Here is a 12,049-nt window from a genome sequence, read left to right on the forward strand (position 1 = left end):
AACGCACCACAGCTTGTCGGAAAAGTAGCGCGCGGGACGAAGTATGACAATGGCAAAGAGATGAGGGTCGCCGCCTAGTATCTTTTTACACACCTATTGACAACGGCTCCTCTTACAATATCGCCAAAACACCCTAGGCACATCTATGTGACTGATTTTAAAGAGAATACCATTTATTGAATCGTAAGGTTTATTTACATAAAGTTGCCTAAAAGCTCCGCAAATCAGCCAAATTCTCCTTGACACTTTAGGCCAGGCTGTACGATGATCGGGCAAATCTAACTGTGGAGGTCTGGCTATGAAAGGCGGATTCAAACACGTCGCACTGTTTACAAAAGATCCGGACAAGCTGCTGGATTTCTACCAAAAACATCTTGGTTTCAGTTTGATCCGCCGCTCACCGTCGGGATCGCTCTACACCACCGACGGATTGATCATGTACGCGATGTTGAAACATCGTCCCAACACCGAAGCGCGTTGGGTGGGCTACGATCATTTCGGCTTTCACGTCACTAGCATGGAAGAAGCCAAACAGCGCGTCACCAAGGCTTTGCCCGATTGCCAATGGGGCCAGCGGCCGCAAGATGGACGCTACGCCGAGTATCGCTTCCTCGACATGAACGGCCACCCCGTAGATGTCTCCGAAGAAGGCTTTCGCACCAGCGGCGACACCACGCCGCCTACAGTGCGCCACGTGACAATCGAAGCATCGGATGTCGCCAAGACCGTGGCTTTTTACAGAGATACATTCGAGATGAAAGAGATCGCCCGTGCCACCGACGACGTCACACTTTCCGACGGCACCGTCGCGGTGGAGTTCGTCAAGAAGCAAGGCAGCGGCTCATGCCAAGTGCGCAGCATGGGTTTAGAAGTCAAAGACCCGGGGAGCGTGGCCGCAGGCTTCGGAGAAAAGAAATCGCTGGGAAACGGCAGGTTCGCAGTCAAAGACCTCGACGGCAACACACTCGAGTTGGCCGCGAGCTGGCAGCTCTGATTATTTTTCGTGCTGCGGCACAGCCGCAACCGAAGAAAAGAACCGCCGCAAAAAACGCAAAAGTCGCAAAAAATTTAACCCAGAGGCGGGGCTTAGACCCGCCCTCCGACAATTGTAGCGTGCGCCGTGCGCACCGGGAAATTCGCGCAGGCAGCGCAAATTCTCGACTATAGTGGTGCAGGTAGATCAAGATCCGTGCAGTCCCTCAGTCTTCGTTGGTTCCTAGTCCATTAGGATAAGTCTGGGCGGCTCGATCACACGCTGTCCGAAGAGAGTCTCGGCGCGCCAAGGCATCAAAACACCGATCCAGCAGAAGCTCAGCGCGGTCAAGATAATTCCGGTCGACTTCACTCAAGCGGAGCACATGGAAAAGCACGCCAAACGCTACCGCGAAATTTTTCTCTCGAGCAAAAAGTAGCGCCATGGGAGCCACCGAAGAGATCGCCGAGTTCGTCGCCGCCACGCGCACCGGGGGTATTCCTGACGCCGTGCTGGGATTGGCCAAGCGCGGCGTGATCGATACCTTGGGTGTCGCCATCGGCGCCGCCGCTCACCCCATCGGCGACATACTGTCGAAAACATTATCGCCGACAAGCACCGGCGCGGTTTGTCTGTGGAACGGCCGCGGCAAAGTCGACGCGATGGATGGGGCGCTTTGCAACGGCACCATCGGCCACACCTTGGACTTCGACGACGGCGGCGTTGCGCTGACGCCGATGCATCCTTCGACGCCGGTGCTCGCCGCGGTCTGGGCGCTCGGCGAGAGCGGCAACTTTTCTGGCAAAGACGTGCTGGCGGCGTACACCGTGGGCGTCGAAGTCGAGTGTAAGGTCGCCAGCGCCATATCGTTAACGCACTACGATCATGGCTGGCACTCGACGGCGGTGCTCGGTTCGTTTGGAGCTGCGGCTGGCTGCGGCTTTCTGCTAGGTTTGAATGTAGCAGCGCTGCGCACGGCCATCGGCATCGCGGCCTCGATGACCGGCGGGCTGAAAGTCAATTTCGGCACCATGACCAAACCGCTTCACGCCGGCCTGGCCGCGCGCAATGGCTTGATGGCAGCGCAACTGGCGCAACACGGCTGGACCGCCAATCAAAACGCATTGGAGACCGGAAAGGGATTTTTCGAGGTCTTCCAGTGCGGCGAAGTCGGCGCGCTGCATCTCGGCCAGCCCTTTCATTTTCACTCGCCCGGTGTCTCGATCAAGCGCTTTCCATCTTGCTCTGCCACCCACCATTGCATCGAAGCGATGCTCGCGCTCAAAAGCGCCCATAATCTTAGAGCTGAACAGATCGAGCGCATCGACTGCAGCGTGCACGCGGTTTCCTACCAAGCGCTACGCAAAGAGCCCGGGGTCTCAACCCCTGAGCAGGGCCGTTTCAGCTTGCACTTCACCATGCCGTTGATTGTTCTCGAAGGCTCGGTGGAGCTCAAACACTTCGCGCCGCGCTACTTTGACAGAAAAGATTTGCAGGCGCTTTCCAACAGGGTGGCGATCGCCATTCATCCGGAACTCGAAACTCTAGAGTCCAAGAAAAAAGCTTTCGGCGAAGTCACCGTGACTTTGAAAGACGGCCGCCGCCTGAGCCATCGCGCCACGGAGATTCGCGGCCGCCCGCCGCTGCCGCTCAGCGATGCCGACGTCGACGGCAAATTTGTCGGTTGCGCCGAGCCGGCACTAGGGGAAGACAAGGCGCGAGCGCTGTTAACGGCGCTGCGCTGTCTCGAGGCGCAGCAAGCGATGGGGCCGCTGCTGTCCCGCGCTTATTCCCTTGCATAATCGCAGTGCTCCGCATAATGATCCGCGGAGGAGCGGGAGTTCCCCGGGGTTGATCCGACGCGGCTTGGACATCCGCTCCATATTCGTCCGTAACGATTGGATTTGAGCGATTTCATTCTTTTTTGTGGGAGGACTCCGTGGCCAATCTCAAAGAACTCCAAACCGATGTGTTAGTTATCGGCGCCGGCAATGCCGCTCTGGTGGCCGCCGAAGCGGCCTACGATGCCGGGCTCAAAGTGACGACCCTGGAGCGCGCGCCGAAGATTCGCCGCGGCGGCAACTCGGCTTTTTCCGGCGGGCTGTTTCGCTTTGCCTTTAGCGACTTCGAGCATGTCAAAGAAATTGTCAACGAAACACCCGGCGTCGAGTTCACAGACGTCGACGTCGAGCCCTACCCGACCGACATGTTCTACGCCGACCTGATGCGTGTCACCGAAGGAATGGCCGATCCGGCACTCACCGAAATGCTCGTGGCACGCTCCGAGGAAGTCGTCACCTGGATGGCCAAGCATGGCATCGATTGGGAACTGCACATGAGCCATGTCGCCAAAGTCAAAGGCAAGTTTATCTGGCGCTCGGGCACGATCCCGGTCTCGGCGCGCGGCGGCGGCCATGGGTTGCAGGAAATGCACTTCAAGCATGTCGAAGAGCGCGGCATGGAGGTGCTTTATCAGGCGCGCGCCTTGGAACTATCGCAGGACGACAGCGGCGCGGTGAACGGCGCGCTAATCACGACGCCGGCGGGCAGACAAATGGTCAAAGCCAAAGCCGTGGTGCTCGCCTGCGGCGGCTTTGAATCCAACCCTGAGATGCGCGCGCGCTATCTCGGCCAGAACTGGGATTTGGTCAAAGTGCGCGGCACGCGCTACAACACCGGCGATGGCATCAACATGGCGGTGGCGGTAGGCGCCAACCCTTTCGGCCACTGGAGCGGCTGCCACGCCTCGGTGATCGACGGCGACAGCCCAAACATCGAAGCGGCACAGGATGAGAGCACGCGCTACTCCTACCCTTACAGCATCATGGTGAATACGCTCGGCGAGCGCTTCGTCGACGAGGGCGAGGACTTTCAGGTCTACACGTACGCCAAGACCGGGCGGCGCATACTCGCTCAGCCCGGCCAGATGGCTTTTCAAATTTTTGACGGCAAGACCATTCCGCTTTTGCGCAGCAACTATGTGCGCAGCCGCCCGGTGGTGGCCAATACGATCGAGGAATTGGCCGACGGCTTAGGCATCGAACCAAAACGTTTGCGCCGGACTGTCGATGAATTCAACAAAGCGGTGTCACCGGCGGAGTTCGACTTTTCCAAGCGCGACGGCAAGTGCACGATCGGTTTAAATCCCGACAAATCGAACTGGGCGTCGCCCATCGACACCCCGCCCTATCAAGCCTACTCCGTTGCCTGCGGCATTACCTTTACCTACGGCGGCCTGCGCATCGATCCGCAGTGCCGGGTGTTGACCGCGGACGACGAACCGATTCCCGGTTTGTGGGCGGCCGGCGAATTGACCGGCGGATTTTTCTATCACAACTATCCGAGTGGGTCTGGCTTGATGCGCGGCGCCATCACCGGCCATGTATCCGCGAGCGAAGCCGTGAAATATATCAAAGGCAAATAACTCGCCGCGTAATGCGCCACGCGACGCTGAACGGCGTGATCGTACCACGTCAAGTAGTGTCGTTATCGGGATCGCGCTTATTTGAGTGACTTGATATCCGGCTTCTCCGCCGGTTTCGGCGGCGCTTTGTCGGGGGACTTCGCCTCAAGGCCCGGGGCGGGACCGACGCCGCGTTTCTGCAGCTCATCGATGACCATCTTGGCGCCGGGGTGGCCTTTGGCCGCCAGCTCTGCGGTTTTGGTCATCAGGGTTTGGAACTGGCTCTGAATCTTCTGCGACTCCTGCAGCGCAGCATCTTGGCTCTCTTTAGCGATGCTGAGGTTGGTGCGGTCGCGCAGCAATTGTACCGCTTGCGCGCCATGCCAAATCAAAAGCGCTAACAGCGTCAGGAGAAACGCCAGTTGTAGACTGTTACTTTCCCCGGGCACGAATTCTTCCGCCGCGTCCGCTTGCGAACTTCGTTGTTCATCCGCTTCCACAGGTCCTCATTTCTTTGGCGCCGGAGCTTCCGGCGCGCCGCCCAGATTGATACCGCTCGAGACCAGCAGGTTTCTTAGCTGCTCGTCTTTGCTCTGCACGGCAAGGTTGGCCAACACGGTGACAACCTGGCGATAGAGCGCTTCGATCTGCACCGTCTGAGCGATGGTTTGCTGGCGATCGCTCAGCTCGGCCTGGGTCGACTGAACGTTGTTCTGCAAAAATACATTGACGACGACAAGCAGCAACAACACCGCGGACAAAATCATCGGTAAGATTTTGCTTTTCAGCATCTTCCCTCTTTCCCTCTAGAGCTTGTAAAAGCGCGCCGCGTTTCCTCGCATGGTCGGCCTCCGGCGTTAAAGATCGGCTGATTTAACCGCAAAGAACGCAGCGAACGCAAAGGTAAGATCCCATCGTGCCATTTTCAGGCGAAGCCACGGCAGTGATTTTTTGCGTTCTTTGCAGTGTTTTCTTCAGCTTGCTACCAGATCAGATTGCCCAGCCGCTCCCAGCGCACCCAGCGGTCGCCGCCGTCCCAGGAGAAATAGATCAGAAAAGCTTTGCCACGCACGGCATCCAGGCTGACATAGCCCCAGAAGCGGCTATCGTAGCTGCGATCGCGGTTATCGCCCATGACGAAGACATGATTCTCAGGCACGGCGCGCGGCCCGTAGTCGCGGCCACTCATGCCAGCGGCTTGCGGGTCGTCACCTTCGAAGTGGGCATGGGCATCTTCGACTTGCTTGCCGTTGATGTAAACTTTCTTATTGCGCACTTCGACCGTGTCGCCGGCGACGCCGATCACCCGTTTGATAAAGTCTTTGGACGGGTCCTCGGGAAAAATAAACACAATCACGTCGCCGCTCTGCGGCTTGCGGTAGTCGAGCAGGTATTTTTCTAAGAACGGCATGCGGATGCCGTAAGCTAGCTTATTGACCAGAATATGATCGCCGATTTGCAGGGTTGGAATCATCGAGCCGGAGGGAATCCTGAATGCCTGCACGATGAAGGTCCGGATGAACAGCGCCAGCAGCAAAGCCATAAAAATGGCTTCGGCGTACTCGCGGATGGCGGATTTGGTCTTAACGTTGGCTTGCGCTTCCATCACGGAGTCTTTTTTCACCTTACTCACCTTTGCCCAGCCAGACAACCTTACCGTGGATCACTCGGATTTGCCATATCTTCGCTGCGCTCAGAATCGCAAATCTCACATTTAATATCTCAGACTTTGAGATCTGAAATTTGAGATTTGAGATCGCGAAGCGCTTTAGACTTTCAAGGCGGCAAGAAAAGCTTCCTGCGGGATTTCCACTTTGCCCACCTGCTTCATGCGCTTCTTGCCCTCTTTCTGCTTTTCGAGAAGCTTGCGCTTGCGCGTAATATCGCCGCCGTAGCACTTGGCTGTCACGTTTTTGCGCAGCGCTTTGACCGCTTCGCGGGAGATTATCCGGCTGCCGATGGCGGCCTGGATGACAACCTCAAACATCTGGCGCGGGATCAACTCGCGCATTTTCTGCACCAGATCGCGGCCGCGATAGTAGGCGTTGTTGCGATGGACGATCATCGACATGGCATCGACCAAATCGCCATTGATGCGCACGTCGAGCTTGACCAGGTCGGCGGCGCGGTAGCCGGCCACTTCGTAATCCATTGACGCATAGCCCCGGCTCAGCGATTTTAAACGGTCATAGAAATCGACGACGATCTCGTTGAGCGGCAGCTCATAGACCAGCATCACCCGATTCGGACCCAGGTAGCGAATCTCTTTCTGCGTGCCGCGCTTCTCCTCGCAGATCTTCATGACGCCGCCGACGAATTCCTGCGGCAAGTGCAGCGTCGCTTGAATCACCGGCTCTTCGATCCGCTCAATGTTGCCGTCGCTGGGAAACTTGACCGGGTTGTCCACCAACAAGACTTCGCCTGTGGTTGTAGTGATCTGGTAGACCACCGTCGCCGCAGTGGTAATCAAGCTGAGCGAGAACTCGCGCTCGAGCCGCTCGCGCACGATGTCCATGTGCAGCAGCCCCAGAAAGCCGCAGCGAAAACCAAAGCCCAACGCCTGCGAAGTTTCCGGTTCGTAGGTAAACGACGAATCGTTCAACCGCAGTTTCTCGAGCGCCTCGCGCAGCGCCTGGTATTGTCCGGAGTCGGTGGGATAGAGGCCGCTGAAAACCATCGGCTTCATCGGTTTGAAGCCGGGCAGAGGTTGGCTCGCCGGCCGCTCCTCGCTCGTGATAGTGTCGCCGATGCGCGTCTCGGCAACCTCTTTGATGCCGGCCATCAAGAAACCGACTTCGCCGGCGCCCAATTCATTTACCTCGACCGGCCGCGGCCCGTAAACGCCCAAACGCAACACTTCAAAGGATCGGCCGCTTGACATCATGCGGATGCGCGAGCCTTTGACGACTTGGCCATCAAAAACTCGCATCATCACGACGGCGCCGTGATAGGGGTCGAACCAGCTATCGATGATTAACGCGCGCAGCAGGTCGGTGATTTTGCCTTTCGGCGGCGGCACGTTTTTGATGATCGCTTCGAGGATCTCTTCGGTGCCGACGCCCTCTTTCGCGCTGGCCAGTATCGCCCCCGACGCATCGATGCCGATCACGTCCTCGATCTCCTGCTTCACCCGCTCCGGCTCGGCGCTCGGGAGATCGATCTTGTTGATTACCGGAATTACTTCGAGATCATGATCAATCGCCATATGCACATTGGCGACGGTCTGCGCTTCGACGCCCTGCGCCGCATCGACAATCAGCAAGGCGCCCTCGCAGGCCGCCAAGCTGCGCGAAACTTCGTAGGTAAAATCGACATGGCCGGGCGTGTCGATGAGATTGAGGGTATATTCCATGCTGTCTTTGGCTTTGTAGTGCAGACAGACCGGGCTGGCCTTGATGGTAATACCACGCTCGCGCTCGAGCTCCATGCTGTCCAAGATCTGGTCGGTTCGCTCGCGCGCGCTGATGGCGCCGGTGAATTCCAACAGACGGTCGGCTAGAGTCGATTTGCCGTGATCAATATGGGCGATGATTGAGAAATTGCGAATGCGGTCCGATGTCATTACGGCGCCGAGTCACGCCACCAGGAGATGGTCGTTTTGAGTCCTTGGTCGAGCGGCATTTGAGCTTGCCATCCTAAGACCTTTTTTGCCAGACTTGCGTCCAGGGAGCTGCGGCGCTGTTCACCGACCTTCGCCGGTGCGTGAATCGCCTCGCAGGGACTGCCAAGACCTTTGCGCAGCTCTTGGTAAATGGTCACCACGTCGGTTTCTTTGCCGGTGCCGATATTGATCGGCCCGACATAGTCGCTATCTAGTGCCGCTAGATTAGCACGCACGACATCTCCAACAAAGACATAGTCACGAGTTTGTTTGCCATCGCCATTAATAGTCGGACTCTTGCCCTCAACCAACAGCGAAATGAAAATCGCCACCACCCCGGCCTCGCCTTTGCTCGACTGGCGCGGGCCGTAGATGTTGGCGTAGCGCAGCGCGATATAGGGAATCCCGAAAGCTTGATGGTAGTAGCCCAAGTACAACTCGCCGGCGCGCTTGCTGACGCCGTAGGGGCTCGCCGGACGCGTCGGATGATCCTCGGCGGCGGGAAAAACATCTTGCTCACCGTAGGCAGCTCCCCCGGACGACGAAAATAGCACTTTTTTCACGCCGCTGTTTTTGGCCGCTTCGAGTATGCTAACGAAACCCAAAATATTGACCCGCGCATCGAACATCGGGTCGGAAACCGAATGGCGCACGTCCATCTGCGCCGCATGGTGATTGAGCACGTCAGGCTTGATCGAGCCGATTAACGCCGCCGCTTTCTTGTCGGCGATGTCGACTTCATGGAGCTTGGCTTTGCAATTGACGTTGGCTTTCTGACCGGTGGAGAAATCGTCGAAAATGTGCACTTCATGGCCACGCTCAATGTAGGCATCGACAATATGCGAAGCAATAAACCCCGCGCCGCCGGTGACGACGATCTTCATCCGTTTAATTCCCTTTCACCCGCGGCCGAAAATATTCGATGGTCTTCGTCAATCCCTCTTCAAGTTGGACTTTCGGCGCCCAACCGAGAATCGTTGTCGCCTTGGTGATATCCGGCTGACGCACCTGCGGGTCATCCTCAGGCAGCGGCTTGTAGACGATTTGGCTTTTGGACCGGGTGAGCTCGATGATTTTTTCAGCGAACTGCAGCACGGTCATCTCATAGGGATTGCCGATGTTCACCGGCAAATGATAGCTCGACTCCAATAACTTCTGTATGCCGGCGACTAGGTCGTCGACGTACTGAAAGCTGCGCGTCTGCTGTCCCTGGCCGTAGACCGTCAGCGGCTGGCCGGTTAGCGCTTGAGAAATAAAATTGGGCACCACGCGGCCGTCGCGCAGGCGCATGCGCGGCCCATAGGTGTTGAAGATGCGCACGATGCGGGTGTTCAAACCATGATAGCGATGGTAAGCCATGGTCATGGCCTCGGCGAAGCGCTTCGCTTCGTCGTAAACGCCGCGCGGACCGACCGGGTTGACGTTGCCCCAGTACTCTTCGTTTTGCGGCCGCACCAACGGATCGCCATACACTTCCGAGGTTGAAGCAAGCAAATAAGTCGCCCCCTTGGCTTTAGCCAAACCCAGGGTGTTGTGGGTGCCCAGCGCGCCGACTTTCAACGTCGGAATCGGCAGCTCAAGATAGTCCACCGGGCTCGCCGGCGAAGCAAAGTGAAGCACGAAATCGAGCGGCTCTTGAACTTCGATATAGCGGCTGACGTTGTGGTCGACGAAGCGAAAGCGCGGGTTCTTAAGAAAAGCCCCGACGTTTTCTTTCGCGCCCGTCGAATAGTTGTCCATGCAGATCACTTCATGCCCTTGGGCGAGAAAATGCTCGCACAGATGAGAACCGATGAAGCCTGCGCCGCCGGTGATTAAGTATCTAGCCATTGTTTCTTCCAATCGAGTAGTATTTGAAGCCAAGCTTGAGGAGATCCGCTGGATCGTAGATATTGCGGCCGTCGAAAATCACCGGCTGCTGCAAGAGATTCTTGACCCGAGCAAAATCGGGCCGGCGAAATTCATTCCATTCGGTCAAGATCAACAGCGCCGCCGCGCCGTGCAACGCATCGTAGTTGCGATGCGTGTACTGAATCCGGTCGCCGAAAATCTTGCGCGCTTCTTCCATCGCTTCGGGATCGAACGCCTGCACCCGCGCGCCGGCAGCGAGCAGCGATTCGATGACTTTGATGGCCGGCGCGTCGCGCATGTCGTCGGTGCGCGGCTTAAAAGCAAGACCCCAGATCGCAAAGGTGAGGCCTTTTAAATGGGCGCCAAAATGGCGCTGGACTTTTTCGAAGAGCAGATTTTTTTGCCGCTCGTTGACCGCCTCCACGGCTTTCAAGAGAAGCATTTCCGGCGTGTCGCCGCCCATGCTGATCATCGCCCGTATGTCTTTGGAGAAACACGAACCGCCGTAGCCCGCGCCCGGAAAAATAAAGTGCGGCCCGATGCGCCGGTCGAGACTAATCGCGCGCCGCACCTCGCCGATATTGGCGTGCATCGACTCGCACAATTTGGCCACTTCATTGATGAACGAAATCTTGGTTGCCAACATGGCGTTGGCGGCGTACTTGCTCATCTCGGCGCTGCGGCTGTCCATGGTCAAGATCGGATTGCCGGTGCGCACAAACGGCTCATAGAGCTCTTTGATGGTCGCCAACGCCTCGGCGTTGTCGCCGCCCAAAACGACGCGATCGGGTTTCATGAAGTCTTCGACGGCGGCGCCCTCTTTCATGAACTCCGGGTTGGAAATCACCGCGAAGGGCACTTTGGTCTCTTCGGATATCCACTGCTTAATTTGATCGGCGGTGCCCACCGGCACCGTGCTTTTGGTGACGATAACCTTAAACTCGTCCATCGCCTTGGCGATGCCCTTGGCAGTCGCCTTGACGTACTGCAAGTCGGCGTGGCCAGTCTGCCCCTGCGGCGTGCCCACGGCGATGAAAATAATCGGCGACGCTTTGACGGCGTCATTCAAGTTCGTGGTAAACGTCAGACGCTGATCTTCGGCGTTGCTCTTGACCATCTCTTCCAAGCCCGGCTCGTAGATCGGCACCTTGCCGTCGTTGAGCATGGCAATTTTTTCGGCGTCGATATCGACGCAAATAACATCGTTGCCGCTTTCGGCAAAGCAAGTACCGGCGACCAGGCCAACGTAGCCCGTGCCAACGACTGTGATTTTCATTATCCTTCTCCCAAAACCTCTCTTACCGCATAGACCGGCTTGCCTTGCGACTCGTGATAAGTGCGCGCCAGCATTTCGCCCAACAGCCCCATCGTCACGAACTGAAAACCGATGAAGATCAGCAAAATCGCCAGCAGCAAAAGCGGCCGGTCGCCGATGTTGGCGCCATAGATCAACTTTTCCAGTGTCAAAGATATGGCAAGGGCAAAGCCAGCTAGGCCGCTGATCACCCCGATGGGACCGAAGACATGCGAGGGCCGGGTCGAGTAGCTGATCAAGAATTTCACCGTCAGTAGATCGAGAACCACGCGTAACGTCCGGGTAATGCCATATTTCGACTTGCCGCGCAGACGCGGCCGATGATTCACTTTCAACTCGGCAACCCGCGCACCTCGTTCGTAGGCTATCGCCGGAATGAAGCGGTGCATTTCGCCATAGAGTTTCAAATCCCGTGCCACTTCCCGAGTCATCCCTTTGAGAGTGCAGCCATAGTCATGGAGCTGCACCTTGGTGGTCATCGAGATCAGTCCGTTGGCGATCATCGAAGGCAGGCGCCGGTTGAGAAACGCGTCCTGTCGCTTGTGGCGCCAACCCGCAACCAGATCGAACCCCTTGTCGAGCTCCGCCAACAGCGCCGGAATGTCGGCGGGATCGTTCTGGCCGTCACCATCCATCATGATAACGACATCGCCGCGCGCATGGGCCAAACCCGCCGCCATTGCCGCGGTCTGGCCAAAATTACGCTTGAGTCGCACAACTTTGAGCCGCTTTTCCGCATGATGAATTTTACTCAGCATGTCGAAGGTGGCGTCCTGGCTGCCATCGTCAACGGCAATGATTTCGTAAGACTTACCGAGCGGCTGCAGAGCTTCGGTGATTTCCCGAATCAGCGGCTCGACATTTTCTTCCTCGTTGTAAACGGGAATGACTATGGAGAGCTCCATC

Annotated in this window: 11 protein-coding genes; 3 read left to right on the forward strand and 8 right to left on the reverse strand. The window is 57.2% G+C overall.

Going from position 1 to position 12,049, the window contains the following annotated elements:
* Positions 1-298 precede the first annotated feature (298 nt).
* The 3 genes from FJ145_13005 to FJ145_13015 all read left to right on the forward strand — a co-directional run bounded on the left by FJ145_13005 (position 299) and on the right by FJ145_13015 (position 4,397).
* The gene (locus FJ145_13005) at positions 299-994 is read left to right on the forward strand and encodes a VOC family protein (protein MBM4262333.1); all 696 of its coding nucleotides are present in this window, start codon (positions 299-301) and stop codon (positions 992-994) included.
* 422 nt (positions 995-1,416) lie between these two features.
* Positions 1,417-2,775, forward strand: a complete 1,359-nt coding sequence (locus FJ145_13010) for an MmgE/PrpD family protein (protein ID MBM4262334.1) — start codon at positions 1,417-1,419, stop codon at positions 2,773-2,775.
* Positions 2,776-2,912: 137 nt separating this feature from the next.
* Positions 2,913-4,397: an FAD-dependent oxidoreductase gene (locus tag FJ145_13015; GenBank protein MBM4262335.1), complete on the forward strand. Its 1,485-nt coding sequence runs from the start codon at positions 2,913-2,915 to the stop codon at positions 4,395-4,397.
* Positions 4,398-4,474: 77 nt separating this feature from the next.
* Here FJ145_13015 and FJ145_13020 read toward each other — a convergent pair whose 3' ends face one another.
* From FJ145_13020 to FJ145_13055, 8 genes are all read right to left on the reverse strand, one after another.
* A complete protein-coding gene (locus tag FJ145_13020) occupies positions 4,475-4,825 on the reverse strand; it encodes a hypothetical protein (protein MBM4262336.1) in 351 nt (116 codons plus the stop codon).
* 57 nt (positions 4,826-4,882) lie between these two features.
* Positions 4,883-5,167 carry a hypothetical protein gene (locus tag FJ145_13025; protein ID MBM4262337.1) on the reverse strand — a complete coding sequence of 95 codons (285 nt, stop codon included), beginning with the start codon at positions 5,165-5,167 and terminating at the stop codon, positions 4,883-4,885.
* A gap of 191 nt (positions 5,168-5,358) precedes the next feature.
* Positions 5,359-5,982 (reverse strand): signal peptidase I, encoded by a 624-nt coding sequence (gene lepB, locus FJ145_13030; protein ID MBM4262338.1) that lies wholly within the window; start codon positions 5,980-5,982, stop codon positions 5,359-5,361.
* 162 nt (positions 5,983-6,144) lie between these two features.
* The gene (gene lepA, locus FJ145_13035) at positions 6,145-7,938 is read right to left on the reverse strand and encodes an elongation factor 4 (protein ID MBM4262339.1); all 1,794 of its coding nucleotides are present in this window, start codon (positions 7,936-7,938) and stop codon (positions 6,145-6,147) included.
* Positions 7,938-8,861: an NAD-dependent epimerase/dehydratase family protein gene (locus tag FJ145_13040; GenBank protein MBM4262340.1), complete on the reverse strand. Its 924-nt coding sequence runs from the start codon at positions 8,859-8,861 to the stop codon at positions 7,938-7,940. The genes lepA and FJ145_13040 overlap by 1 nt, the downstream gene beginning before the upstream one ends.
* A gap of 4 nt (positions 8,862-8,865) precedes the next feature.
* Positions 8,866-9,807, reverse strand: a complete 942-nt coding sequence (locus FJ145_13045; GenBank protein ID MBM4262341.1) for an SDR family oxidoreductase — start codon at positions 9,805-9,807, stop codon at positions 8,866-8,868.
* Entirely contained in the window at positions 9,800-11,104 is a 1,305-nt protein-coding gene (locus tag FJ145_13050) for a UDP-glucose/GDP-mannose dehydrogenase family protein (GenBank protein ID MBM4262342.1), read from the reverse strand. Before FJ145_13050 ends, FJ145_13045 begins: the two co-directional genes overlap by 8 nt.
* The gene (locus FJ145_13055; GenBank protein ID MBM4262343.1) at positions 11,104-12,048 is read right to left on the reverse strand and encodes a glycosyltransferase family 2 protein; all 945 of its coding nucleotides are present in this window, start codon (positions 12,046-12,048) and stop codon (positions 11,104-11,106) included. The genes FJ145_13050 and FJ145_13055 overlap by 1 nt, the downstream gene beginning before the upstream one ends.
* Position 12,049: the final 1 nt, after the last annotated feature.

The sequence above is a fragment of the Deltaproteobacteria bacterium genome, assembly GCA_016874755.1.
Classification (GTDB): domain Bacteria; phylum Desulfobacterota; class Binatia; order UBA9968; family UBA9968; genus DP-20.